This is a genomic window from Janthinobacterium aquaticum (assembly GCF_009208565.1).
GTDB lineage: Bacteria > Pseudomonadota > Gammaproteobacteria > Burkholderiales > Burkholderiaceae_D > Janthinobacterium.
Window position 1 is genome coordinate 456,425 of record NZ_WFLK01000002.1, and the last position, 25,982, is coordinate 482,406.

Here is a 25,982-nt window from a genome sequence, read left to right on the forward strand (position 1 = left end):
AATGCAATACATTACGATACTTGGAGCGACCGGCTCGATCGGCGTCTCCACGCTGGACGTGCTCGCCCGTCATCCTGAGCAATACAGCGTCTATGCGCTTTCTGCACACAGCAAGGTGGCCGAGCTGGCCGCGCAATGCCTGCAGTTCCGGCCCCAGCGCGCCGTGGTTGGCACGGCCGCGGCGGCGCAGGAATTGACCCGTTTGCTGCGCGGCCACGGCCTTGCCATCGAAGTGGGCTATGGCGTGCAGGCCTTGTGCGATATTGCCAGCGCACCGCAGGTAACGGGCGTGATGGCCGCCATCGTCGGCGCGGCCGGCCTGGCGCCAACGCTCGCTGCGGCGCGGGCCGGCAAGAAAGTGCTGCTGGCCAACAAGGAAGCGCTGGTGATGTCGGGCCAGCTGTTCATGGACGCGGTGCAGGAAAACCATGCCGTGCTGCTGCCGATCGACAGCGAACACAATGCGATTTTCCAGTGCCTGCCGCATGACTTCGCGCGTACGCCGGCCGCCAGCGGCGTGGCAAAGATTGTGCTGACCGCCTCCGGCGGCCCGTTTCTCAAGCGCGCGGTCGAGTCGCTGGGCAACGTGACGCCTGACGAAGCGTGCAAGCATCCGAAGTGGGTGATGGGGCGCAAGATTTCGGTCGACTCGGCCACCATGATGAACAAGGGCCTGGAAGTAATCGAAGCGCACTGGCTGTTCGGCGCGCCGGCCGACCAGATCGAGGTGCTGATTCATCCGCAAAGCGTGATTCATTCGATGGTCTCGTACGTGGACGGCTCGGTGCTGGCCCAGCTGGGCAACCCCGATATGCGCACACCGATTGCCAACGCGCTGGCCTGGCCGCAACGCATCGATTCGGGCGTGGCCCAGCTCGACCTGGCGCAAGTGGCGACCCTGCAGTTCGAGCGCGCCGATTTCACGCGTTTCCCTTGCCTGGCGCTGGCGTTCGATGCGCTGCGCGCCGGCGGCACTGCACCGGCGCTGCTCAATGCCGCCAATGAAGTAGCGGTGCAGGCCTTCCTCGACCTGCGCATCGGCTTTCGCCAGATCGAACAGGTAGTGGCGCATGTGCTGGCCAGCGTGGCCAACGGCGCGGCCAGCAGCATCGAAGCGGTGCTTGAACAGGATCGCCTGGCGCGCGCTGCTGCGCAGGCCTATATCGGCGACAGGCTGGCGGCATGACGCTCATCACTACGCTGCTGGCCTTTATCGTGGCGCTCGGCTCGCTCGTCACGCTGCACGAACTCGGCCACTACCTGGTGGCGCGCTGGTGCGGCGTGAAGGTGCTGCGCTTTTCGGTCGGCATGGGCAAAGTGGTCTGGTCGCGCCGTTTCGGCCGCGACCAGACCGAGTGGGCCATTTCCGCGCTGCCATTGGGCGGCTACGTGAAAATGCTCGACAGCCGCGACCAGGACGTCGGCGCGCTGTCGGCAGAAGAACTCAAACGTGAATTCACGCGCCAGAGCGTCTGGCGCCGGATTGCCATCGTAGCGGCCGGTCCGCTGGCCAACTTCATCGTGGCCATTGCGATCTATGCCGGGCTGTTCATGCACGGTATCGAAGAGCCGTCCAGCAGGCTGGGACCGGTGGCCGAGCAAAGCACGGCGTATCTGGCCGGCCTGCGCAGTGGCGACAAGGTCGAAGCCGTCAACGGCCACGCCGTGGCCAGCTGGAATGAGTTTCGCTGGGAGCTGATGCAGGCGGCGCTCGACAAGCAGCCGGCGCAGATCGACGTGCAGCGCCCCGAGCGCGGCCTGCAGCAGGCCGATTTCTCCGCGCACAGTCTTTCCGAACTCAATCTGGAAGGCGATATTATGGGCAAGCTGGGCCTGGCGCTGGCGCGGCCCAAGCCCGTGCTGGGCAAGATCATGCCCGGTGGCGCTGCCGAGCGCGACGGCCTGCGCACGGGTGACCTGATCGTGGCCATCAACGAGCATTCCATGCATGACGGCATTGCCGTGATTGAAACGCTGATGGCCTCGCCGGGCAAGACGCTGCAGGTGCTGGTGCGCCGCGATGGCCAGGACATCACGATTCCCGTCACCCCCGATGCCGAAGCAGGCAAGGGCGCCCAGGGAGCTGTAACAGTTGGTAAGATCAAGGCCGAAATTGCTTTGGCGCCAGATATGATCGTTGTGGCGTCCGGCCCGTTTGCGGCCGTCGGCAAGGCCGCCGGCAAGGTCTGGGACACCAGCGTGATGAGCGTGAAAATGCTGGGCAAGATGATTGCCGGCCAGGTTTCGCTCAAGAATGTGACGGGGCCGATCACCATCGCCGATTACGCCGGGCAGACCGCGCGCGTTGGCCTGATCAGCTATCTGAGCTTTATCGCCTTTATCAGCATCAGTCTCGGCGTGATGAATTTGCTACCCATTCCTGTTCTGGACGGCGGGCATTTGCTGTATTATTCGCTGGAAGTTTTGACCGGACGCCCTGTGCCGGAGCGCGTCGGCGAGATTGCCCAGCGCCTGGGGATCGGTCTGTTGCTGACCCTGATGGTGGTTGCCGTCTTTAATGACGTGTCAAGATTGCTCAATTGACGCCGCAGTTCCAGCCATTGCATGAGTCGCACAAGCAATCTTTTGTGTATGTGTCCAATGATTTAGCCATTGAATAGTCCCAATGAAATTACATTCTGTTCGTTTTGCCTTGCCTTCCTTTCGTCGCAGCCTGATCGGCGCAGCCGTGCTGGCCTTCTGTTCCGGCCAGGCGCTGGCCGTGGCCCCGTTTACAGTGAAAGACATCCGGGTCGAGGGGATCCAGCGTACTGAAGCGGGCACCGTGTTCAGCTACCTGCCAGTGCGCGTAGGCGAGACGTTCTCCGACGAAAAGAGTGTGGCCGCCATCAAGGCGCTGTACGCCACCGGTTTTTTCAAGGACGTGCGCCTGGAAGTCGATGGCGATGTGCTGGTGGTGCTGGTGGAAGAGCGCCCGGCCATTGCTGCTGTTGAATTTACCGGCACCAAGGAGTTTGAAAAAGACGTGCTGGTCAAGGCGCTGAAAGAAATCGGCGTGGGCGAAGCCAAGATTTTCGACAAGGCCTCGGTCGACCGCGCCGAGCAGGAGCTGAAGCGCCAGTACCTGTCGCATGGCCTGTATGGCGTGAAGATCACCACCACCGTCACGCCGATCGAGCGCAATCGCGTCAACGTGGTGTTTGCCGTCGACGAGGGCGAGGTAGCGCGCATCAAGCAGATCAGTATCGTCGGCAACAAGGCGTTCTCGGACAAGGAACTGCGCGAGCAGATCGCGCTCAATACCGGCGGCTGGTTCAGCTGGTACACCAAGGCCGACCAGTATTCCAAGACCAAGCTGACCGGCGATATCGAGTCGCTCAAGTCGTTCTACCTGGACCGCGGCTATATCGAGATGCAGGTCGACTCGACCCAGGTGTCGATCACGCCGGATAAAAAAGACATTTACCTCACCATCAATATTACCGAAGGCGAGAAGTACAAGATTGCCGGCACCAAGTTCGAGGGTGAAATGTTCGGCCGCGAGGAAGAACTCAAGGCGCTCAACCTGCTGCATGACGGCGATATCTATTCCGGCGCGCGCTTAACGGCCACCAACAAGCGCATCCAGGACCGCCTGGCCACCTTTGGCTACGCGTTTGCCAACGTCAACGCCAATCCCGAGATCAACCGTGAAAAGCACGAAGTGTCGTTTACGTTCTTTGTCGATCCGGGCAAGCGCGTCTATGTGCGCCATATGAATATCGCTGGCAACACCACCACGCGTGACGAAGTGATCCGCCGCGAGTTCCGCCAGTTCGAGTCGTCCTGGTACGACAGCAACAAGATCAAGCTCTCGCGCGACCGTGTCGACCGCCTTGGCTATTTCAAGGACGTGACCATCGATACCCCGGAAGCGCAGGGCACGACCGATCAGGTCGATGTCAACATGACGGTGGTGGAAAAGCCGACCGGTAACTTCCTGATCGGCGGCGCGTTCTCGCAATCGGAAAAATTCACGCTGTCGGCCTCGATTTCGCAGGCCAACTTTGCCGGTAGCGGCAACACGGTCGGCATCGAACTCAATACCAGCCATTACAGCCGCACCATTGCGTTCTCGCAGACCAATCCGTACTTCACGGACGACGGCATTTCGCGCAGCTTCGAAGTCTACCTGCGCACGACCGAACCGCCTGCACTGAACATCGGCAGCTACAAGATCAAGCAGACCGGTGGCCGCATGAGCTTTGGCGTGCCGTTCTCGGAAGTCGATACGGTGTTCTTCGGCGCCGGCGTGGAACGCTCGCAGATTGAAACCGACAGCACCAGCCCGCTGCGCTTCCGCCAGTACGTGATCGACAACGGCGGCCCATCGAGCGGTATCGGTTCGGCCACCACCAATTCGATTCCGCTGACGGCCGCCTGGCAGCGCGACAGCCGCGACAGCGCCATGACGCCGTCGATCGGTCGTTACCAGCGCGTCAATCTCGAGGCTGACCTGATCGGCGACCAAAAATACTTCCGCGCCATTTACGAGCACCAGTATTTCCGTCCGCTGTTCAGCAAGGTCACGCTGGCACTGAAGGGCGAGCTCGATTACGGCCACGGTATCGGCAACCACGTCTATCCGGTCTTCAAGAACTTCTACGGCGGCGGCATCGGTTCGGTGCGCGGCTACCTCAGCTCGTCGCTGGGCGCGGTGGAACCGTCGACCAACGACGCGCTGGGCGGCGCCTCGCGCCTGATCGGCAATGCCGAACTGCAGATGCCGTTCCCTGGTTCGGGCAACGACCGCAGCCTGCGCTGGTTCGGTTTCCTTGACGGCGGTCAGGTTTACCAGGAAGGCGAAAAGATGCGCATCTCGCAATTGCGCTATTCTGCTGGTCTGGGCATCAGCTGGATTTCGCCGGTGGGGCCGCTCAAACTGAGCTACGCCAAGCCGTTGAACGCCAAGCCGACCGACCGTCTGGAGCGTTTCCAGTTCCAGATGGGTACCGGCTTCTGAGCGACAGCCTGATGGCGCGACAGTCTTTTATTTTTGACCATGGAGTATCATGAACACCGCATCCGCTAACCTGCCCAAGTCTCTCGCCGCGCTTGCATTGTGCTGGAGTTCGCTGTTGCCGGTGCACGCGCAGGCGCAGGAGTCGAAAATCGCCTGGATCAGCAGCGAACGCATTTACAACGAGTCCAAAATGGCCAAGCAGGCCAGTGCCAGGCTGGCCGAGGAATTCCGTTCGCGTGAAAAGGCTGTGCAGGAACTGGGCACCCGTTTCAAGGCGGCCAACGAAGCGCTGGAAAAGGACATGCCGACGCTGAGCGAGGCCGACCGCACCAAGCGTCAGCGCGAGTTGTTCGAGCTCGACAAGGAGCTGCAGCGCCGCCAGCGCGAGTTCCGCGAAGATGTCACCCAGCGCAGCAACGAGGAACGCAGCGCCATCGCTGAAAAAGCCAACAGCATCATCCAGCAGCTGGCCCATACCGAAGGCTATGACGTGGTGCTGCAGGAGGCGCTGTGGGCCAGCCCGCGCATCGACATTACCGACAAGGTATTGAAGGCGCTGGACAAGTAATCGTAACAAGGTAAAGGTACACAAGATGGGCACTCGACTCGGTGATTTGGTCGAACGCTTCGGCGGCCAGTTGGCGGGGGATGCAAACCTGGAAGTATCGGGCATCGCACCGCTGACGGACGCCGGTGCTTCGCACATCAGCTTTTTAAGCAACAGCAAGTTTCGCGCGCAGGCCGCCAGCAGCGGCGCCGCCGCACTGATTTTGACGCCGGCCGACGATGCGCTGATCACAGACTACGCCGGCGCGCGCATCGTCACGCCCAATCCGTATGTCTATTTCGCGCGCGCGGCGCAGTATTTTGCCAGCCTGACGGACATCAAGGCGCCGGCGGGCGTTCACCCGCGCGCCTTTGTCGATCCGTCTGCGCAGGTCGCGGCCAGTGCGTCGGTTGGCGCTAACGCGGTGATCGACGCGGGTGCGGTGATTGGCGAGCATTGCGTGATCGGCCCGGGCTGCGTGATCGGCCGCGACGCCGTGATCGGCGCCGGCACGCAACTGCTGGCCAACGTCACCTTCCATGCGCGCTGCGTGATCGGCGAGCGCGGCATTATCCATTCGGGCGCGGTGATCGGCACCGACGGCTTCGGCTTTGCCAACGAAGGCGGGGTGTATATCAAGATCCCGCAAACAGGCAGGGTGGTGATAGGCAACGATGTCGATATCGGTGCCAATACCACCATTGACCGCGGCGCGCTGGCTGACACCATCATTGAAGACGGCGTCAAGCTCGACAATCAGATCCAGATCGGCCATAACTGCCATATCGGCGCCAATACGGCCATGGCCGGCTGCGTGGGCGTGGCCGGCAGCGCCGTGATCGGCAAATACTGCACCTTTGGCGGCGCCGCCATGGTGCTGGGCCACCTGACCATTGCCGACCGTGTGCACGTATCATCGGCAAGCATGGTGTCGCGCTCGATCCTGGAACCGGGCCAATATACGGGCTTTTACCCGCTGGCGAAAAACGCCGACTGGGAAAAGAGCGCCGCCATCGTACGTAATCTCTCCGGCATGCGTGAAAAAATCCGCATGCTGGAAAAAACCATCAAAACACTGACCAAGCAAGACGAAAAATGACTACTGAAAACAAGACCCTCGACATCCTGCAAATCAAATCGCTGCTGCCGCACCGCTATCCGCTGCTGCTGGTCGACCGCGTGCTGACCTGGGAAGCGAACAAGTCGATTACCGCCATCAAGAACGTGACGGTCAATGAAGAATTCTTCCAGGGTCATTTCCCGCACAAGCCGGTGATGCCGGGCGTGCTGATGATCGAGGCGCTGGCGCAGACGGCGGCCTTGCTGTCGTTTTTGACCATGGGCGTCAAGCCGGACGAAAATTCGGTGGTGTACTTCGTCGGCATCGACAACGCGCGCTTCAAGCGTCCGGTCGAGCCGGGCGACCAGCTGAAGATGGACGTGGAAATCCTGCGCGTTTCGCGCGGTATCTGGAAATACAAGGCAGTTGGCACGGTTGACGGCAAGGTGGCGCTGGAAGCCGAACTGATGTGCACCATCCGCAGCTCGGCGGACGCCAGCCAGCCAGCAGGGCAGTAAGATGGTTATCCACGCGACAGCGCTGGTTGATCCAAAGGCTGAACTCGACAGTTCGGTCGAGGTCGGCCCTTACAGCATTATCGGGGCGCATGTGCGCATCGGCGCCGGTACCCGTGTCGGCCCGCACGTGGTGATCGACGGCCATACCACCATCGGTGAGCACAACGAGCTGTTCCAGTTCTCGTCCATCGGTGCGCAGCCGCAGGACAAGAAATGGGCCGGCGAAGCGACCCGCCTGGAAATCGGCGACCGCAACACCATCCGCGAGTTCTGCACCTTCAATACCGGTACGGTGCAGGGTGGCGGCGTGACGCGCCTGGGCAGCGACAACTGGATTTCAGCCTATGTGCATCTGGCGCACGACTGCCTGGTGGGCAATCACACGATTTTCTCCAACAATGCGCAGCTGGCAGGCCATGTGGAAATCGGCGACTGGGTGATCATGAGCGGCTTTGCCAACGTGCACCAGTTCTGCAAGATTGGCGCGCACGCCTTTGTCGGCATGAGCACCAGCCTGACGCAGGATGTGCCGCCGTTCGTGCTGTTGAACGGTAATCCGGCGCAGGCGCACGGCGTCAATATCGAGGGCCTGAAGCGGCGCGGCTTTACGCGCGAGCAGATCAACGGCATCCGCACCGCCTACAAGCTGATCTACCGCGCAGGCCTGACGCTGGAAGAGTCGAAAGCGGCGCTGTTTGAAGAAGAGCAGGCTGCGACGCCGGAAGTGGCCGAGCATATCCGCGCCATGCGTGAATTTTTGGGCGTGGCCTCGCGTGGCATCGTTCGCTGACCGGGCAGAAGGCTCGGCGGCGTTGTCGGTCGCCATGGTGGCCGGCGAAGTGTCGGGCGACCTGCTGGCCAGCCGACTGCTGTCGGGCTTGGCGCCGCAGCTGCCCGGTGCACGTTTTCACGGCATCGGCGGCGAACATATGGCGCGCCAGGGTTTTGTTTCGGACTGGCCGCTTGACAAGCTGACCGTGCGCGGCCTGTTCGAGATTATTCCGCGCTACCGTGAAATCAAGGGCATCCAGAATGCGCTGCGCGACCAGTTGCTGCGCGAACGGCCGGCCGTGTTTATCGGCGCCGACTATCCGGGCTTTAACCTGGGGCTGGAACAGCAGCTGAAAGCGGCTGGCATCCCCACCGTGCATTACATCGGGCCGCAGATCTGGGCCTGGCGCGGCGGGCGCATCAAGAAAATCATCAAGTCGGTGTCGCATATGCTGGTGATCTTCCCGTTCGAGGAAGAGATTTACCGCAAGGCCGGCGTGCCGGTCACCTATGTCGGCCATCCGCTGGCCGAGATGATCCCGCTGCAGCCCGATGAAGCCGGCGCGCGCGCCAAGCTGGGCCTGCCTGACGACGCCAATGTGGTGTGCCTGATGCCCGGTAGCCGCATGAGCGAGCTTAAATACAATGCGGTGGCCTTTGTGGGTGCTTGCAAGCTGCTGCTGGCGCGCGACCGTTCGCTGCGCTTTGTCGCGCCGATGGCCGGTGAAAAGCAGCGCCAGTATTTCCTGCAACTGGTGGCCGAAGCGGGCCTGCAGGATGTCGAGGTCAATCTGACGGACGGCGACTCGCATACCGCCATCTGCGCGGCCGATGCGGTGCTGGTGGCGTCGGGCACGGCCTCGCTGGAGGTGGCGCTGTACAAGAAGCCGATGGTGATCGCCTACAAGATGATGCGCGCGTCGTGGGAAATCATGCGCCACATGGGTTATCAGCCGTGGATCGGCCTGCCCAATATCCTGGCGCGCGACTACCTGGTGCCCGAGCTGCTGCAAAACGCCGCCACGCCGGAAGCCCTGGCTGACGCCATGTGGCAGCAGCTGAGCGACGTGCCGGGCCGCCTGCGCCTGGTGCAGCGCTTTACCGACATGCACCACAGCCTGCTGCGCAACAGCGCGCAGGCCAGCGCCGATGCGGTGATGCAGGTCATCGCCGCCAACAAGTAACTGAAAAGATTGAACGTGAAAAATATTTATCCCGGCCTGTTTGACGACTTGCCATTCTCGCCCGACGACATTGTCTGCGGCGTCGATGAAGCCGGCCGCGGTCCGCTGGCCGGCCCTGTCTTTGCCGCCGCCGTGATCCTCGATCCCGCCAGGCCGATTGTCGGCCTGCGCGACTCGAAAAAGCTGTCCGAAGCCAAACGCGACCTGCTGGCGCCGCAGATTCGTGCGCATGCGCTGGCCTGGGCCATTGCCGAAGCATCCGAAGAAGAGATCGACCGCCTCAATATCCTGCAGGCCTCGATGCTGGCGATGCGCCGCGCCGTCGAAGCCTTGTCCACCGTGCCGACGCTGGCCCTGATCGATGGCAATCGCTGCCCGGTCATGACGATACGCGCCACCGCGATTATCGGCGGCGATGACAAGGTCGACGCCATTTCAGCCGCCTCCATCCTGGCCAAGACGGCGCGCGACGCGGCGCTGGTGCGCCTGCATGCGCAGTATCCCGAATACTGCTTTGACCAGCACAAGGGTTATGGCACCAAACTGCACATCGAGCGTTTGCAGCTGCATGGCGCCTCGCCGGTGCACCGCCGCTCGTTTGCGCCGGTGCGCAATGTGATTGCGCTGTTTGGCGGCCAGGAGCTGGCCGCATGAAGACCATTACCTCGCGCGACAACGCGCAATACAAGGACCTGGTCAAGCTGGCCGGCAGTACCCAGGCGCGCCGCAAGGCCGGGCGCACGCTGCTCGATGGCGTGCACCTGTGCCAGTCTTACCTGCAGCTGCGCGGCCTGCCCGAGCAGTGCATCGTTGCCGAAGGCGCGCTGCACAACCCGGAAGTGATGGACATTATCGGCCAGCTCGAGTCGCAGCGCGCCCAGGTGCTGGCCTTGCCCGATGCGCTCTACAAGGCCGTCAGCCAGGTCGAGCATGGTGTGGGCCTGATGTTTTTGATCGCCACGCCGGAGCGCAGCGTCACCGGGCCGCTATCGGTATCAGCGGTGCTGCTCGATAACCTCCAGGATCCTGGCAACGTCGGCTCGATCCTGCGCAGCGCGGCGGCGGCCGGCATTACCCAGGTCTATTGCAGCGCCGGCACGGCCTTCTGCTGGTCGCCCAAAGTGCTGCGCGCGGCCATGGGCGCGCACTTTGTGCTTGATATCGTTGAAAACGTCGACCTGGCGGCGCTGGTGTCGGCCTCGAACGTGATGACGGTCGCTACCAGCGGCTATGCCAAGGAGCGGCTGTATGACGTCGACTTGAGTGTGCCGGTGGCCTGGGTGTTTGGCCACGAAGGGCAGGGCGTGGCCGATGATTTGCTGTCGATTACCACGCGCCAGGTGGTGATTCCGCACCTGGGACAGATTGAGTCGCTCAATGTGGCCGCTTGCGCCGCCGTGTGCTTTTTTGAGCAGCTGAGGCAATCGCAACCTGGAGCGTAGGTCGGATTAGGCCCTTCGGGCCGTAATCCGACAACATTGTTGGCGTTTGCACGAGAAGCTTGTTAGCGTCCGCGGTATTGTCGGATTACGCGCTGCGCGCTAATCCGACCTACGCGCTAATCCAACCCACGCGCTAAACCGATCCACGCGCTAATCCGACCCACGCTCTTCGTGCCTCAATACTCCCTGCGATTCGGCTTGATCTCCTGCAAAATCGTGGTCGAGATCTCCTCGATCGACTTGGTAGTCGACGACAGCCACCGTATCCCTTCGCGTTTCATCATTTTTTCCGCTTCGTTGACCTCGTAGCGGCAGTTCTCGATGGCGGCATACTTGCTGCCGGCCCTTCTTTCGTTGCGTATTTCCGACAAACGTTCGGGCGTAATGCTTAATCCGAAAATTTTATTCTTAAATTCCATTAAGGCCGATGGCAGTTTCTCGCGCTCGAAATCGTCGGGAATCAGCGGATAATTGGCTGCCTTGATACCGTATTGCATGGCCAGATAAAGGCTGGTCGGGGTCTTGCCAGAGCGTGAAACACCGACCAGAATAACGTCAGCCGAAGACAGGTTCTTGTGCGACTGGCCGTCGTCATGCGCCAGCGAATAGTTGATCGCCTCGATGCGGTTCTTGTATTCCTCGCTGTCGACGATATTGTGCGAACGGCCGATGGTATGGGTCGACATCACGCCCAGTTCCTGCTCGAGCGGCGCCACGAACGACTGGAACAAGTCCATGTGCATGCCGCTGGACTTGCGGATCACGGCCGACAGATCGAGTTTGACCAGGGTCGAGAAGATGATCGGGCGCTGGCCGTCGGCGGCAAACGCCTCATTGATTTTGCGCGCTGCATCATAGGCCTTGTCGAGCGTGTCGATAAACGGCAGGCGCACCTGGCGAAAGCGCATCTCGAACTGCGACAGCACGGAATGGCCAAAGGTTTCAGCGGTGATGCCGGTGCCGTCCGAGACAAAGAAGACGGTACGCGTGGCTGGCGGCAGGGGAGGACGGGATTCGGAGGTCATGGATTTCTGCTCAATTGAGCTCAAGAATGTGCGTCGTCATTTTGCGCCGCACAAGGTAAAATAGTTGCAACGGTATGATTGTGCTGCACGACGTCAAGAATAACAAGAACACAGTCGGTGCGCCTCGCGAAGATTTCTATCATCAGTAAGGGTGTCATTATGACCAACGCAGTATTGCAACAGCAGCAGCCAGACCAGGACGCGGTGTACGTCGCCGCGTTCGAGAACTTGCGCATGACCGATGTCGAATCGGTCGGCGGCAAGAACGCTTCGCTCGGCGAGATGATCAGCCAGCTGGCCGAAGCCGGCGTGCGCGTGCCGGGCGGCTTTGCCACCACGGCGCAGGCTTTCCGCGATTTCCTCTCCTACAGCGATAATGGCGGCCCATCGCTGGCCGACCGTATCGCCCAGCGTCTCGAAGGCTTGAATATCGACGACGTGCGCGCCCTGGCGCAAGCCGGCGCCGAAATCCGTCAGTGGATTATCGATACGCCGTTCCAGCCGCGCCTGGCTGCTGAAATCGACCAGTTCTACGCACGTCTGGTGGCCGATTCGGCCACCGAAGTGTCGTTTGCCGTGCGCTCGTCAGCCACCGCCGAAGACTTGCCGGATGCCTCGTTTGCCGGTCAGCAGGAAACCTTCCTGAACGTGGTTGGCATCGACAATGTGCTCGATGCGATGAAGCAGGTGTTCGCTTCCTTGTACAACGACCGCGCCATCTCCTACCGCGTACACAAGGGCTTTACGCACGCTGAAGTGGCCCTGTCGGCCGGCGTGCAGCGCATGGTGCGCTCGGATCTGGGCGCTGCCGGCGTGATGTTTACCATCGATACCGAGTCCGGCTTCAAGGACGTGGTGTTCGTCACTTCCAGCTATGGCCTGGGCGAGACGGTGGTGCAGGGCGCGGTCAATCCCGACGAATTCTATGTGCACAAGCCGATGCTGGAAAAAGGCAAATCGCCTGTGATCCGCCGCAATATCGGCTCCAAATTGCTGAAAATGGAATTTACCACCGAAGCGAAAGCTGGCCGCTCGGTCAAGACCGTCGACGTGCCGGTGGAAATGCGCAACCGTTATTCGCTCAACGACGCCGAAGTGGTGGAGCTGGCCAAATACGCTGTCATTATCGAGAACCACTACGGCCGTCCGATGGACATCGAGTGGGGCAAGGATGGCCGCGACGGCAAGCTCTATATCCTGCAGGCGCGTCCTGAAACCGTCAAATCGCAGCAAAAGGCGACCGACGTGCAGGAACGCTTCAAGCTGAAAAGCACCGGCACCGTGCTGACCTCCGGTCGCGCGATCGGCCAGAAGATCGGCGCCGGTCCGGTGCGCGTGATTCACGACCCGGCCGACATGGAACGCGTACAGCCGGGCGACGTGCTGGTAGCCGACATGACCGACCCGAACTGGGAGCCGGTCATGAAGCGCGCTTCGGCGATTGTCACCAACCGTGGCGGGCGTACCTGCCACGCGGCGATTATCGCGCGTGAGCTGGGCGTACCGGCAGTGGTCGGCTGCGGCGACGCTACCGATATCCTGAAAGACGGCACTTTTGTCACCGTAGTGTGCTCGGAAGGCGATGAAGGCAAGATCTACGACGGCCTGCTGGAAACAGAAGTGTCGGAAGTGTCGCGCGGTGAACTGCCGCAACTCGACACCAAGATCATGCTCAACGTCGGCAACCCGCAACTGGCGTTCGACTTCCAGTCGGTGCCGAATGCCGGTGTCGGACTGGCGCGCCTGGAATTCATCATCAACAACAACATCGGCGTGCATCCAAAAGCGATTCTGGAATACCCGAACATCGACGCCGACCTGAAAAAAGCGGTTGAATCGGTGGCGCGTGGCCATGCATCGCCAAAAGCGTTTTACATCGACAAGCTGGCCGAAGGCATTGCCACCATCGCTGCCGCCTTCTGGCCGAAAAAGGTCATCGTGCGCCTGTCCGACTTCAAGTCGAACGAGTACAAAAAGCTGATCGGCGGTTCGCGCTACGAGCCGGACGAGGAAAACCCGATGCTGGGCTTCCGCGGCGCGGCGCGCTATCTGTCTGCCGATTTTGCCGAGGCGTTCAACATGGAATGCGAAGCGATGAAACGCGTGCGCAACGACATGGGCCTGACCAACGTCGAGATCATGGTGCCGTTCGTGCGTACCCTGGGCCAGGCCGAGAAAGTGATCGACCTGCTGGCCAAGAACGGCCTGCGTCGCGGTGAAAACGACCTGCGCGTGATCATGATGTGCGAAGTGCCGTCGAACGCCATCCTGGCCGACCAGTTCCTCGATCATTTCGACGGTTTCTCGATCGGTTCGAACGACCTGACCCAGCTGACCCTGGGCCTGGATCGCGATTCGGGCATGGAACTGCTGGCTGCCGACTTCGACGAGCGCGATCCGGCCGTGAAAGCCTTGCTGGCGCTGGCCATCAAGGCCTGCCTGGCGCGCGGCAAGTACATCGGCATCTGCGGCCAGGGTCCATCGGACCATCCGGACTTCGCCGTCTGGCTGATGGAGCAGGGCATCGAGTCGATGTCGCTCAATCCCGATTCGGTGATCGACACCTGGCAAAAACTGGCCGCCTTGAAGGCCTGAGTTTCGTCCGCATGTAAATGAGAAGCCCGCTGCCACATCGTAGGCAGCGGGCTTTTTTCTTGCGGAGCGCTGGTGCTGATGCAACAGCGATGGATCGGCTAAAATAGTTTACCAACATAGACAGGAGTTCATATGGCAAGCAAGAAACCAACAAGCAAAAGCGTTGCTGTCAAGGCGGCCCCAAGTGGCGCCACCCGCATCGATATCGGCATTTCCGAAGCGGATCGCGCCAAGATCGCCGAAGGGCTGTCTGGCCTGCTCGCAGACAGCTACACGCTGTACCTGATGACGCACAATTTCCACTGGAACGTCAAAGGCCCGATGTTCAACACCCTGCACCTGATGTTCATGACGCAGTACACCGAGCAATGGGGCGCGCTGGACCTGATCGCCGAGCGTATCCGCGCCCTAGGCTACCCGGCGCCAGGCACCTACAACCAGTTCGTCAAGCTCGCTTCGATCAAGGAAATCGACGGCGTGCCGCCGGCGCTGGACATGGTGCGCCATCTGGTCGCTGCCCAGGAAGCGACTGCACGCACGGCGCGCCGCCTGTTCCCGTTGCTGGAAAAGGCCAATGACCAGCCGACTGCCGACCTGATCACGCAGCGCCTCGATCTGCACGAGAAGACGGCATGGATGCTGCGCAGCCTGCTGGAGGAATAATTGGCCTGATTGGTACTGATCTGGTGCACTGCTATTGACGCAGCGTTCAATTGCTTTAGACTGCGTGTTATAGGAGTCTGGCAAAAATAATATCAGGATGTTGTATCTGTAAAACCCCGTCGCCTATATTGGCTGCGGGGTTTTTGTTTTTGGAGCAAGCGAAAGGAGGGCATCATGGCTGAATGGGTAGGCTGGTTTCTGGCGGCTGGCGCGCTGTTGATACTGGAACTCTTTACCGGTACGTTTTATCTGCTGATGATTGCCATCGGCATCAGTGCCGGTGGCCTGGTGGCGCTGACAGGCGCCAATGGCGAGTGGCAGGCATTAACGGCGGCCATTGTCGGCGTGGCTGCGACCCTGCTGCTTCGGCGCAGTCGTTATGGCAAGGCGGCGCGCAGAGATGCGGCGCAGGACCCGAATATCAATCTCGATATCGGCCAGAGCGTGGCCGTTGCGCATTGGGTCGATGGCGTGGCGCGCGTGATGTATCGCGGCGCGCTGTGGGATGTGGAGCTGGGGCCGGGCGGCGACGCGCAAGCCGGCCATTATATTATCCGCGCGGTGCGCGGCAGTCGTTTGATCGTTGGATAACCTGGGAGTCATTATGGAAGTAAGCTTTGGAAGCGTATCGCTGATCCTGTTATTGCTGGCGCTGGTATTTGTATTCAAGACCGTCAATGTGGTGCCGCAGCAGCACGCCTGGGTGGTTGAGCGGCTCGGCAAGTTTCACGCTGTATTGGGACCGGGTCTCAATATTGTGGTGCCGTTTGTCGACCGTATCGCCTACAAGCATGTGCTCAAGGAGATCCCGCTCGATGTGCCGCCGCAGGTCTGTATTACGCGCGACAATACGCAGCTGCAGGTCGACGGTATTCTGTATTTTCAGATTACCGACGCCATGCGCGCCTCATATGGTTCGTCCAATTATATTGCCGCCATTACCCAATTGGCGCAGACCACGCTGCGCTCCGTGATCGGCAAGATGGAACTCGACAAGACATTTGAAGAACGCGACCATATCAATACCGCCATCGTCAATGCGATTGACGAATCGGCCGCCAATTGGGGCGTCAAGGTGCTGCGCTATGAAATCAAGGATCTGACGCCGCCGAAAGAAATCCTGCACGCGATGCAGGCGCAAATTACCGCCGAGCGTGAAAAGCGTGCGCTGATTGCGGCATCGGAAGGGCGCAAGCAGGAGCAGATCAATATTGCCAGTGGCGAGCGTGAAGCGGCCATTGCCCGCTCCGAAGGCGAAAAGCAGGCTTCGATCAACCGGGCGGAAGGTCAGGCCACTGCCATTGTGGCCCTTGCGCAAGCCAGTGCCGAGGCGCTGCGCCAGGTGGGCGCGGCCATCCGCGAGCCAGGCGGCGAGGATGCTGTCAACCTGAAAGTGGCCGAGCAGTATGTGGCGGCATTCGGGCAATTGGCGAAAACCAATAACTCGATTATCGTGCCAGCCAATCTCGGAGACATGAGCAGTTTGATTGCCACTGCCATGCAAGTGGTGAAGACGCAGAAGACAAAAGGCGGAGTAGCCTTGCCATAAGCCTCACTTGTTATCTGCAAGCCTGTGCCGCCCGCAATTGCGGGCGGTTTTTATTTGGTCGGCTGCCTTATTGGCGCCGATCAGTTTGGCGATGTGGCGAAATACATGCCCGCAGCGATAATATGGCGGTGTCCGCCCTTCAATACGACAGCCTGTTTCAAACGTGCACCCGCCATGATGATTTTAGGTTAAAGTCCCTGTTGTTAAGAGATTGGATTGGCATCGGCCATTTGTTCATTCATGCAATAGTTTTCTTTTGCACGATTTTGGTGCTATTCCTTTGTCAAATTTGAAATTGCCATTTTTAATTACTAAAAATTGCAATGAATCAAAAAATAGTTCAAAATTATTGGCATGATGGTTAGCCTGTCATAATTGGTGATCCGGATAACGCCGTCGTTTTGTCCAGCACCGCGTTGATGCGCATCCTGATTTGTTTTATGTTTGCGACAGATCGACCTGGCATGCGTCCCATAGTAAAAAATATTGTAAAAATACATTAAGAAATGAAAAAAATTACCGCAAGAGCGTTACAATTGGATAGAATTCGCTTTTAGGTGATCTTGTTCAACTCAAAAAAAGGAAACATCATGGATCTGTCCGGTATGTCACTGTCCGAACTGCGCACGCTGCAAGACGACATCAAGAAACAAATGAAAAAGCGCGAGCAGGACGATCTGTCCAAGGCGCGTGAGCAAATCCTGGCAATTGCGCAAAGCGTTGGCGTTTCGGTCAAGGACCTGGTCGGTACCGGTATTCGCGCCAAGACCGGCACGGTGGCAGTGCGTTATCGCAATCCTGACGATGCATCGCAACAATGGACTGGCCGTGGCCGTCAGCCTAAATGGGTCAAGGAATGGACCGATGCAGGCAAGGATCGTGAACTGCTGAAGGTGTAATTCTGAACGTGTGACTTCGTTCATTCGGATGCTTGACCTGCGAGAAATGCGGTTATTTCTGAGCTAGTGTGCAAGCATCCGGAACTTTATCGGGTGATGGATGCGTTCGCATCAGCCTGAAAGCCGGCACAATTATTGTTGTTGTGTCTTCGGCGTTTTTTAAATTCCTCTTGCTTTGTTTTTTCCTGCCGATGTCTGGCCGGATTTTCGTATTTTGCCGGCGATAAAAAACCCGGCACATGGCCGGGTCTGGTGGTGGGTTGTTGCAGGTGATATTAACGGCGGTGCGTTTTCATGGCGGCCTGCACTTCGCGTGCGCCATCGCGATCACGTTCGGCGGCGCGCTTGTCGTGCTGCTTCTTGCCCTTGGCCAGGCCAATTTCGCATTTCACGCGACCGCCCTTGTAATGCAGGTTGAGCGGCACCAGCGTGTAGCCGGAACGTTCGACCTTGCCGATCAGCTTGTCCATTTCCGCGCGGTGCAGCAGCAGCTTGCGCGTGCGCACGGCTTCAGGGTGGATATGGGTCGAGGCGGTCGGCAGGGCGCTGATATGGGCGCCGAACAGGAACAGCTCGTCGCCGCGGACCACCACGTAGGCTTCCTTGATCTGAACGCGGGCGTCGCGGATGGCCTTGACTTCCCAGCCTTCGAGCACGATGCCGGCTTCGTAGCGATCCTCGATAAAGTAGTCGTGGAATGCTTTTCTATTGTCTGCTATGGTCATGAGAATGGTAAATGTGCGCGGGTCGGTTAAACTATTGTCTCGCGCTAGCGCGATAAAATCCAAATGTATCCAACATCATAGCAAATGGTTCTTCAATGGCAGTAGTACATAAATCAGTTTTTCTCGGCTACAGCGCCGAACAGATGTTCGCGCTGGTAGCAGCGGTGGAAGATTATCCCAAATTCCTGCCCTGGTGCGGCGCGGTTGAAATCCGCGAACGCGGTGACAACACGGTGGTGGCCAATGTCGGCATCCAGTATCACGGCGTGCGCCAGAGCTTTACTACCGCTAACGAGAACGAGCCGTTCAGCTCCATCAAGATGAAGCTGGTGGACGGTCCTTTCAAGACCCTCGATGGCGTATGGACCTTCAAGGCCCTGCGCGAAGATGCCTGCAAGATCGAGCTCGACCTGCGCTACGAATTTTCCAGCCGCGTGCTCGAGCAGATCATCGGGCCGGTCTTCGGCATGATCGCCAACAGCATGGTCGATTCCTTCTGCAAGCGTGCCGAGACGGTGTATGGCGCAGCCTGAGGCCATCACCGTCCAGGTCTGCCACGCGCTGCCCGACAGCGCCTTCCTGCAGAGCGTGGTGCTGCCTGCCGGCGCCACGGTTGAGCAGGCGATTCGCGCCAGCGGCCTGCTGCAAGTCCACGCAGCGATCGATCTGGCGGTCAATCAGGTGGGCATCTACGGCAAGAAGAAAAAACTCGATACCGTACTGAGGGCGTATGACCGGGTGGAAGTGTACCGCCCGCTGCAGGCCGATCCCAAGGACGCGCGGCGGCGCAGGGCAGGCGGCAAGGCGGCATAACTGCCATTGTAAGCAGCTGCGGGCATTTGCAGGCTGTCACGACAAGTTGCACTTTGTCCTGTATAATCTGCTTTTGCGCCAATAGGAAATGCTATGCGTCTACTTCAAAAAGCACTCACATTCGATGACGTGCTGCTCGTCCCAGCTTACTCCAACATCCTGCCTGCCGACACGTCGTTGAAAACACGACTGACGCGTAACATTACCCTGAACATTCCGCTGCTGTCGGCAGCCATGGACACGGTGACTGAAGCGCGCCTAGCCATTGCGATGGCACAGGAAGGCGGTATCGGTATCATTCACAAGAATCTGAATCCGAAGGACCAGGCGCGCGAAGTGGCACGCGTCAAGCGTTTTGAAGCCGGCGTGCTGCGCGACCCGATCACCATTCCGCCGGAAATGAAAATCCGCGACGTGATCGCCCTGACCGAACAATACGGCATCAGCGGTTTCCCTGTCGTCGAAGGCAAGACGGTGGTAGGCATTATCACCAACCGCGACCTACGCTTTGAACAGGAACTGGACGCCGAAGCGCGCGCCAAGATGACCCCGCGTGAAAAGCTGGTGTACGTCACCGAAGGCGCCGACCGCGACGAAGCCAAGCGCCTGATGAACAAGCACCGCCTCGAGCGCGTGCTGGTGGTCAACGACGCGTTCGAGCTGCGCGGCCTGATTACCGTCAAGGATATCCAGAAGTCGACCTCGCATCCGTTTGCCTCGAAAGACAGCCAGGGCAAGCTGCTGGTCGGCGCCGCTGTCGGCGTCGGCGCCAAGGATGAAGAGCGCATCGACCTGCTGGTCGCTGCCGGTGTGGACGTGCTGGTGGTTGACACCGCCCACGGCCACTCGCAAGGCATCCTGGACCGCGTGAAGTGGATCAAGACCAAATACCCGCAAGTGGAAGTTATCGGCGGCAATATCGCTACTGCCGCTGCCGCCAAGGCGCTGGTCGAATACGGCGCTGACGCGGTCAAGGTCGGCATCGGCCCTGGCTCGATCTGCACCACGCGTATCGTTGCCGGTGTCGGCGTGCCGCAAATCACCGCCATCTCGAACGTCGCTGAAGCGCTGGAAGGCACGGGCGTGCCATGTATCGCCGACGGCGGTATCCGCTTCTCGGGCGATATCTCGAAAGCGCTGGCAGCTGGCGCCTCGACCGTGATGATGGGTTCGATGTTTGCCGGTACCGAAGAAGCACCAGGCGAAGTGATCCTGTACCAGGGTCGCAGCTACAAATCGTACCGCGGCATGGGTTCGCTGGGCGCGATGTCGGACGGCTCGGCCGACCGCTACTTCCAGGACGCCACCATGAAGGCCGACAAGTTCGTGCCGGAAGGTATCGAAGGCCGCGTGGCCTACAAGGGCAGCGTGCTGGCCATCCTGTTCCAACTGGTGGGCGGCGTGCGCCAGTCGATGGGCTACTGCGGTTGCGCCACCATCGACGAGCTGCGCGAGAAAGCCGAATTCGTGGAAATCACCTCGGCTGGCATGCGCGAGTCGCATGTTCATGATGTGCAGATCACGAAAGAAGCGCCGAATTACCGTTCCGAGTAAATAGCGACAAACGAACCGGCGCAAGGGTTACGACCCCGGCGCCGGTTTTGCATCAGCCTTCAGATAAAGCCTCCACCATGCACTCAAAAATCCTTATTCTCGATTTCGGTTCCCAAGTCACCCAGCTGATCGCCCGCCGCGTGCGCGATTCCGGCGTGTTTTCCGAAGTCTACCCGTACGATGTCAGCGAAGAATTCGTGCGCAACTATGGCGCGGCCGGCGTGATCCTGTCGGGCAGCCACAATTCCACACTGGAAGGCGACTCGCCACGCGCGCCGCAGGCCGTGTTCGAGCTGGGCGTACCGGTACTGGGCATCTGCTACGGCATGCAGACCATGGCAGCCCAATTGGGCGGCAAGGTCGAGAACGGCCTGGTGCGTGAATTCGGCTATGCCGAAGTGCGCGCGCGCAATCACACCAAGCTGCTAAACGGCATTGCCGACTTCGTCACCGACGAAGGTCACGGCATGCAGAAGGTCTGGATGAGCCATGGCGACAAGGTACTCGACATGCCGCCAGGCTTCGTGCTGATGGGCGACACGCCATCGTGCCCGATCGCCGCCATGGCCAATGAAGAGAAGCAGTTCTACGGCGTGCAGTGGCATCCGGAAGTGACGCACACGGTGCAGGGCAAGGCCATGCTGGGCCGCTTCGTGCATGAAATCTGCGGTTGCAAGTCGGACTGGAACATGCCTGACTACATTACCGAAGCCGTGGAAAAAATCCGCGCGCAAGTGGGCACCGATGAAGTGATCCTGGGCCTGTCGGGCGGCGTCGATTCGTCGGTCGCTGCCGCGCTGATCCATCGCGCCATCGGCGACCAGCTGACCTGCGTCTTTGTCGACCACGGCCTGTTGCGCCTGGACGAAGGCAAGATGGTAATGGACATGTTCGCCAAAAACCTCGGCGTGAAAGTCATCCGCGTCGACGCTGAAGAGCAGTTCATGGGCCACCTGGCCGGCGTCACCGATCCCGAGCAGAAACGCAAGATCATCGGCCGCGAGTTTGTCGAAGTATTCCAGGTCGAGTCGGCCAAGCTGACCAACGCCAAGTGGCTGGCGCAGGGCACCATCTACCCGGACGTGATCGAGTCGGCCGGCAAGGGCAAGAAGGGCCAGACCATCAAGAGCCACCACAACGTGGGCGGCCTGCCAGAGACCATGAAGCTGCAGCTGCTCGAGCCGCTGCGCGAACTGTTCAAGGACGAAGTGCGCAAGCTCGGCGTAGCCCTGGGCCTGCCGCACAGCATGGTGTACCGCCACCCATTCCCGGGCCCGGGCCTGGGCGTACGCATCCTCGGTGAAGTCAAGAAGGAATACGCCGACCTGCTGCGCCGCGCCGATGCCATCTTCATCGAAGAACTGCGCAACGCCAAGTTCGACTTCGTCGGTGGCGAAAGCCTCGATCCGGACCAGGCTCCGCAAAACTGGTACGACGGCACCAGCCAGGCCTTTGCGGTATTCCTGCCGGTCAAATCGGTCGGCGTGATGGGCGACGGCCGCACCTACGAATGGGTAGTGGCCTTGCGCGCAGTGCAAACCCAGGACTTCATGACCGCCCACTGGGCCCACCTGCCGCACGCGCTGCTGGGCAAAGTCTCGAACCGCATCATTAATGAAGTGCGTGGGATTAATCGCGTGGTGTACGATATATCGGGCAAGCCGCCGGCGACGATTGAGTGGGAATGATTTTATGTCTAGCAACTGCTGGCACTGATAGGCAGTAAAACACACCTAAGCCCGTGATTTCACGGGCTTTTTTGTTAATTTATCTGGAATTGTCTGGCAACGATTAGCACGGTTAAGCAATATTTTTTCATGGCATCCTTAATGGTATGATCTGTAAGCGTCTTCCCAGCGCCGTCTACCTTTAAAAGTCCACATGCTCCAAAGTAGTTCCCGCTACTTTTTTGATGGGAATCACTTTGGATACAGATAAAAAGTCGGCAATCGTACCGGCCGCCCAAACTATCCTGCTGACTTCAAACGGCGTCTCGCCGTCGAGGCTTGCGCATCTGGTATCTCGGTGTCGAAGCTTGCACAGCAGAACGGCATCAACGCCAATATGCTGTTCAAATGGCGTCGCGAGTTGCGTGCCGGCTTGTTTGAACCGACCACGTCCGCGCTGCTGCCCGTACTGGTCAAGCCGATTATGAACGGCCACCAGTAACGCCTCCAGTTGAGTCTGGCAGCATGATTGAAATCATCATTGGCGATGCTGTGGTGCGTCTGCATACCAGCATTGACGCCGCGCTGCTCCAACTCGTCTTGCAAAGCGTGCGGCCGTGATTGGCTTGCCGGTGGGCACACGCATCTGGATCGCAGCCGGTGTGACCGACATGCGCTCTGGTTTCAATGGTCTGGCGGCCAGGGTGCAAACGGCCCTGGACGAAGACCCGTTCAGCGGCCATGTGTTCGTGTTCTGTGGGCGGCGTGGCGACATGATCAAAGTGCTGTGGTGGAGTGGTGATGGGCTGTGTTTGCTGGCCAAGCGGCTTGAACGCGGCCGCTTCGTCTGGCCGCAGGCTACCGGCGGCACGGTATCGCTATCTCAGGCACAGCTGTCGATGCTGCTCGAAGGCATTGACTGGCGGCGACCGGAGCGCACCTGACATCCATCATCGGCCTTATAAACGTCGGCGCCCTCGCGTAAACTCGGCCCATGCTCAACCTCGCCGACCTGCCCAACGATATCGATGCACTGAAGGCATTGCTGCTCGCGCAGCAGCAGGTCGTCGCCGGCTTGACTGAGCAGCTCAACACGCGCGCCGTCGAGATCGAGCATCTCAAGCTGCAGATTGCCAAATTGCGGCGCATGCAGTTCGGCCGCAAGTCGGAAAAGCTCGACCACCAGATTGAGCAACTGGAGTTGCAATTGGAAGACCTGCAGGCTGACGAGAGCGAAGCGGCGCGCGAGATGCCAGCGGCCGACCAGGCGCCACGCAAGAAATCGGTGCGCCGTCCGTTGCCGGACCACTTGCCGCGAGACGAAAAGATGTATGCGCCACCAGGCGAAGCTTGCCCCGCTTGCGGCGGTGGTCTGCACCATTTGGGCGAGGACGCTGCAGAGCAACTCGAATGGATACCAGGCAGCTTCCGCGTGATCCGTCATGTGCGTCCGAAACTGGCCTGCAAGTGCTGCGACACCATCGTGCAAGCGCCTGCGCCAAGCCGACCGATTGCACGTGGCATCGCCGGGCCGGGCTTGCTGGCACATGTGCTGGTAGCCAAGTTTGCCGACCATCTCCCGCTGTACCGGCAGTCGGTGATCTATGCCCGCGAAGGCGTTGAACTGGAGCGAGCACTGCTGGCAAACTGGGTCGGCGCCGCCAGTGCCTTGTTGCGCCCGCTGGTGGAAGCGATCCGGCGCCATGTGCTCGCTGGCACCAAGCTGCACGCCGACGACACCCCCATTCCAGTCTTGGCACCGGGCAATGGCAAAACGAAAACAGCACGGCTGTGGACCTACGTGCGCGACGATAGCGCTTGCGGCGACACCACCCCGGCAGCGGTCTGGTTTGCCTACACGCCGGACCGCAAAGGCATCCATCCGCAAACTCACCTGGTCACCTTCAAAGGCGTGCTGCAGGCCGATGCGTATGCCGGTTTCAATGCACTTTACGTCGATGGGACCATCGAGGAAGCGGCATGCTGGGCGCATGCGCGCCGCAAGTTCCACGATCTGCATGCAGCCAAGCCATCGGCCATCACGACCGAGGCCCTGCGCCGGATTGCCGAACTGTATGTGATCGAGGCCGAGATACGCGGCAAACCGCCGCATGAACGACAGCAGGTACGCCAGCAACGATCACAAGCATTGCTCGACGACTTCGGCAACTGGCTACGCGCCACGCTTGAAAAGCTCTCGCGCAAGTCGGACACGGCGGCCGCGATTCAGTACGCGCTCAATCTGTGGCCGGCGCTGCTGCGTTACTGCGACGACGGCATCATTGAGATCGACAACTCGGCCGCCGAGCGCGCCCTGCGTGGCGTTGCCATCGGCCGGCGCAATTACCTGTTTGCCGGTGCCGACAGCGGTGGCGAGCGTGCCGCCGCCGTCTACTCGCTGATCGGCACGGCCAAGCTCAACGGTGTTGACCCCGAAGCGTGGCTGCGCCATGTGCTGGCCAATATCGCCGATCATCCGGTCAACCAAGTCGACGACTTCCTGCCCTGGAACTGCGCCGCGCAGCTCCCTTCGGCTTAAACAACACGCCGCTTCCCAGCGGTGTGATGCCATCATCTGCTAATTCATTGCCGGACTCAAGACGGCGCTGGCTTAACGCTTACCGTTCAACCGCATGACGGGCTTCTATATCGACAATATCCATCATGGCGATTACCGCAATAATGGCCTGAACCAGCGCGTGCACAAAAATGGTCGCGGCATTATCACGCACAACATCTACGGCCCTGGTGGTGAACTGCTGGCGGAAATCGGCGATCAAACCACGAGCTATGTCTGGCTGGCTGGTCAGTTGATGGGTATCGCGCGGGCGGGGCAGTTTTACGCCAGCCACAATGACCAAGTGGGTCGCCCGGAAGTGCTGACCGATGCGGCGGCCAATATTGTCTGGCGCGCCAACAAAGCTGCTTTTGACCGCACCGTCATTATCGACAATATCGGTGGCTTGAATATCGGTTTCCCGGGGCAGTACCATGACTTCGAGTCGGGGCTGTGGTATAACTGGCATCGCTATTATGATGCGTCGCTGAGACGGTATGTGCAGAGTGATCCGATTGGGCTGACGGGAGGGATGAATACTTATGCATACGTCGGTGGAAATCCGCTTTCTAAAACTGATGTACTTGATCTTTGTCCTATATGTATTGTAGCTGTTCCTTACATTATTGAAGGTGCTGAAATAGGTTGGACGGCCTAGCGTGCATATAGTACTGCGAGTGCATTGGTAAATGTATCAAAAGCAATTATTGAATCTAGACGTCAGGATGGATACGAGGATGCATGTGGTGGCAAGGGACGGATGAAAAATCAAAAAATGGGGGGCAGCGAGAACATGCTTAGCGATCATCAGAAACAAAATAAGCAGGCGAGGGACGCAGCAAATAGTGCAAAGCTTACATCCTCTCAAAGGGATGTATTTCATCATGCGATATCCGGACAGAATTACGGTAATCAAGAGCTTAATGAAATCGCTCGTTAAATTGCAAATGGGACATGGTAAAAATTATGACACTTCCAGATTTATGGGAAAATTTTTTAAGAATTCTACCTTTGAAGGTGGTGGAGGTGTCGCCATATTTTGGAACCTTTGTATTAATTAAGGTTGTGATGTCGGATGGGCAGAATATAAATATTCGTGCATTAATGTGTGATTGGAAATTGAAAAAAAACAATAAAGTACTAGCATCTTCCGGCGACGAGGTCGGGAAATTCAAGCAGGATTTTCATTCACTTGTTGGGGGGTGTCTAATTAATATTGTTAAGCATGAAGGAGAATGCTTGGAACTAATTTTTGACGCAGGAAAATCATTTGTTCTGAATGAAAATTTGGAGCAATATGAAAAAGATGATGAGCTAATAACAATTTATGTGCAGGGTCAGTATGAAATTCGGTACACTCCGAGCAAAGGATTTCAGAAAGAGTTTGACCAGCCTACGCTTCATTAGGGGACCTCGAAAAACCGGTCCGGCCGTGACATTATGGCAGCGC

At 59.2% G+C, this 25,982-nt stretch carries 26 protein-coding genes; 24 read left to right on the forward strand and 2 right to left on the reverse strand.

The window, feature by feature from the left end:
- Position 1: 1 nt before the first annotated feature.
- The 10 genes from ispC (at position 2) to GCM43_RS04930 (ending at position 10,485) form a co-directional block, all read left to right on the forward strand.
- Positions 2–1,186, forward strand: coding sequence for a 1-deoxy-D-xylulose-5-phosphate reductoisomerase (gene ispC, locus GCM43_RS04885; RefSeq protein ID WP_152242385.1), 1,185 nt, complete (start codon positions 2–4; stop codon positions 1,184–1,186).
- The gene (gene rseP, locus GCM43_RS04890) at positions 1,183–2,544 is read left to right on the forward strand and encodes an RIP metalloprotease RseP (RefSeq protein WP_152242386.1); all 1,362 of its coding nucleotides are present in this window, start codon (positions 1,183–1,185) and stop codon (positions 2,542–2,544) included. The genes ispC and rseP overlap by 4 nt, the downstream gene beginning before the upstream one ends.
- Positions 2,545–2,626: 82 nt before the next feature.
- Positions 2,627–4,963: an outer membrane protein assembly factor BamA gene (bamA, locus tag GCM43_RS04895; protein ID WP_152242387.1), complete on the forward strand. Its 2,337-nt coding sequence runs from the start codon at positions 2,627–2,629 to the stop codon at positions 4,961–4,963.
- Between the two features lie 49 nt (positions 4,964–5,012).
- Positions 5,013–5,531, forward strand: coding sequence for an OmpH/Skp family outer membrane protein (locus GCM43_RS04900; protein WP_152242388.1), 519 nt, complete (start codon positions 5,013–5,015; stop codon positions 5,529–5,531).
- A gap of 25 nt (positions 5,532–5,556) precedes the next feature.
- Positions 5,557–6,609 (forward strand): UDP-3-O-(3-hydroxymyristoyl)glucosamine N-acyltransferase, encoded by a 1,053-nt coding sequence (lpxD, locus tag GCM43_RS04905; RefSeq protein WP_152242389.1) that lies wholly within the window; start codon positions 5,557–5,559, stop codon positions 6,607–6,609.
- Positions 6,606–7,088 (forward strand): 3-hydroxyacyl-ACP dehydratase FabZ, encoded by a 483-nt coding sequence (fabZ, locus tag GCM43_RS04910; RefSeq protein WP_152242390.1) that lies wholly within the window; start codon positions 6,606–6,608, stop codon positions 7,086–7,088. Before lpxD ends, fabZ begins: the two co-directional genes overlap by 4 nt.
- Before the next feature lies 1 nt (position 7,089).
- A complete protein-coding gene (lpxA, locus tag GCM43_RS04915) occupies positions 7,090–7,878 on the forward strand; it encodes an acyl-ACP--UDP-N-acetylglucosamine O-acyltransferase (RefSeq protein ID WP_152242391.1) in 789 nt (262 codons plus the stop codon).
- A 34-nt stretch (positions 7,879–7,912) separates the two neighbouring features.
- Entirely contained in the window at positions 7,913–9,043 is a 1,131-nt protein-coding gene (gene lpxB / locus GCM43_RS04920; RefSeq protein WP_152242533.1) for a lipid-A-disaccharide synthase, read from the forward strand.
- A 15-nt stretch (positions 9,044–9,058) separates the two neighbouring features.
- Positions 9,059–9,697: a ribonuclease HII gene (gene rnhB / locus GCM43_RS04925; RefSeq protein ID WP_152242392.1), complete on the forward strand. Its 639-nt coding sequence runs from the start codon at positions 9,059–9,061 to the stop codon at positions 9,695–9,697.
- Entirely contained in the window at positions 9,694–10,485 is a 792-nt protein-coding gene (locus GCM43_RS04930) for a TrmH family RNA methyltransferase (protein WP_152242393.1), read from the forward strand. Before rnhB ends, GCM43_RS04930 begins: the two co-directional genes overlap by 4 nt.
- A gap of 176 nt (positions 10,486–10,661) precedes the next feature.
- Here the strand turns inward: GCM43_RS04930 and ppsR are convergent, their stop codons facing one another.
- Positions 10,662–11,510 carry a posphoenolpyruvate synthetase regulatory kinase/phosphorylase PpsR gene (gene ppsR / locus GCM43_RS04935; protein WP_152242394.1) on the reverse strand — a complete coding sequence of 283 codons (849 nt, stop codon included), beginning with the start codon at positions 11,508–11,510 and terminating at the stop codon, positions 10,662–10,664.
- A 159-nt stretch (positions 11,511–11,669) separates the two neighbouring features.
- On the opposite strand from ppsR, the gene ppsA reads away from it, so the two are divergent.
- From ppsA to GCM43_RS04960, 5 genes are all read left to right on the forward strand, one after another.
- Positions 11,670–14,105 (forward strand): phosphoenolpyruvate synthase, encoded by a 2,436-nt coding sequence (gene ppsA / locus GCM43_RS04940; RefSeq protein ID WP_152242395.1) that lies wholly within the window; start codon positions 11,670–11,672, stop codon positions 14,103–14,105.
- Positions 14,106–14,237: 132 nt separating this feature from the next.
- A complete protein-coding gene (locus GCM43_RS04945) occupies positions 14,238–14,768 on the forward strand; it encodes a Dps family protein (protein WP_193315540.1) in 531 nt (176 codons plus the stop codon).
- A gap of 174 nt (positions 14,769–14,942) precedes the next feature.
- Positions 14,943–15,359 carry an NfeD family protein gene (locus tag GCM43_RS04950; RefSeq protein ID WP_152242396.1) on the forward strand — a complete coding sequence of 139 codons (417 nt, stop codon included), beginning with the start codon at positions 14,943–14,945 and terminating at the stop codon, positions 15,357–15,359.
- A 13-nt stretch (positions 15,360–15,372) separates the two neighbouring features.
- A complete protein-coding gene (locus GCM43_RS04955) occupies positions 15,373–16,317 on the forward strand; it encodes an SPFH domain-containing protein (protein ID WP_152242397.1) in 945 nt (314 codons plus the stop codon).
- 590 nt (positions 16,318–16,907) lie between these two features.
- Positions 16,908–17,216, forward strand: coding sequence for an H-NS histone family protein (locus tag GCM43_RS04960; RefSeq protein WP_152242398.1), 309 nt, complete (start codon positions 16,908–16,910; stop codon positions 17,214–17,216).
- Positions 17,217–17,491: 275 nt separating this feature from the next.
- On the opposite strand, the gene smpB is transcribed toward GCM43_RS04960, so the two are convergent.
- On the reverse strand, positions 17,492–17,941 hold the full coding sequence (gene smpB / locus GCM43_RS04965; RefSeq protein ID WP_152242399.1) for an SsrA-binding protein SmpB: 450 nt from the start codon (positions 17,939–17,941) through the stop codon (positions 17,492–17,494).
- A gap of 95 nt (positions 17,942–18,036) precedes the next feature.
- Between smpB and GCM43_RS04970 the strand changes: the two genes are divergently transcribed.
- The 9 genes from GCM43_RS04970 to GCM43_RS05010 all read left to right on the forward strand — a co-directional run bounded on the left by GCM43_RS04970 (position 18,037) and on the right by GCM43_RS05010 (position 25,939).
- A complete protein-coding gene (locus GCM43_RS04970) occupies positions 18,037–18,474 on the forward strand; it encodes a type II toxin-antitoxin system RatA family toxin (protein WP_152242400.1) in 438 nt (145 codons plus the stop codon).
- Complete coding sequence (locus GCM43_RS04975; RefSeq protein ID WP_152242401.1) at positions 18,461–18,754, forward strand: RnfH family protein; 294 nt, start codon at positions 18,461–18,463, stop codon at positions 18,752–18,754. Before GCM43_RS04970 ends, GCM43_RS04975 begins: the two co-directional genes overlap by 14 nt.
- Positions 18,755–18,847: 93 nt before the next feature.
- The gene (guaB, locus tag GCM43_RS04980) at positions 18,848–20,308 is read left to right on the forward strand and encodes an IMP dehydrogenase (RefSeq protein WP_152242402.1); all 1,461 of its coding nucleotides are present in this window, start codon (positions 18,848–18,850) and stop codon (positions 20,306–20,308) included.
- Positions 20,309–20,385: 77 nt separating this feature from the next.
- Complete coding sequence (gene guaA / locus GCM43_RS04985) at positions 20,386–21,996, forward strand: glutamine-hydrolyzing GMP synthase (RefSeq protein WP_152242403.1); 1,611 nt, start codon at positions 20,386–20,388, stop codon at positions 21,994–21,996.
- 331 nt (positions 21,997–22,327) lie between these two features.
- Positions 22,328–22,477 (forward strand): transposase, encoded by a 150-nt coding sequence (locus GCM43_RS04990; RefSeq protein WP_264372637.1) that lies wholly within the window; start codon positions 22,328–22,330, stop codon positions 22,475–22,477.
- 115 nt (positions 22,478–22,592) lie between these two features.
- A complete protein-coding gene (tnpB, locus tag GCM43_RS04995; RefSeq protein ID WP_152242405.1) occupies positions 22,593–22,919 on the forward strand; it encodes an IS66 family insertion sequence element accessory protein TnpB in 327 nt (108 codons plus the stop codon).
- Positions 22,920–22,969: 50 nt separating this feature from the next.
- Positions 22,970–24,514, forward strand: a complete 1,545-nt coding sequence (gene tnpC, locus GCM43_RS05000; protein WP_152242406.1) for an IS66 family transposase — start codon at positions 22,970–22,972, stop codon at positions 24,512–24,514.
- A gap of 94 nt (positions 24,515–24,608) precedes the next feature.
- Positions 24,609–25,190, forward strand: a complete 582-nt coding sequence (locus GCM43_RS26470; protein WP_152242407.1) for an RHS repeat-associated core domain-containing protein — start codon at positions 24,609–24,611, stop codon at positions 25,188–25,190.
- A gap of 308 nt (positions 25,191–25,498) precedes the next feature.
- A complete protein-coding gene (locus GCM43_RS05010; protein ID WP_152242408.1) occupies positions 25,499–25,939 on the forward strand; it encodes a hypothetical protein in 441 nt (146 codons plus the stop codon).
- Positions 25,940–25,982: the final 43 nt, after the last annotated feature.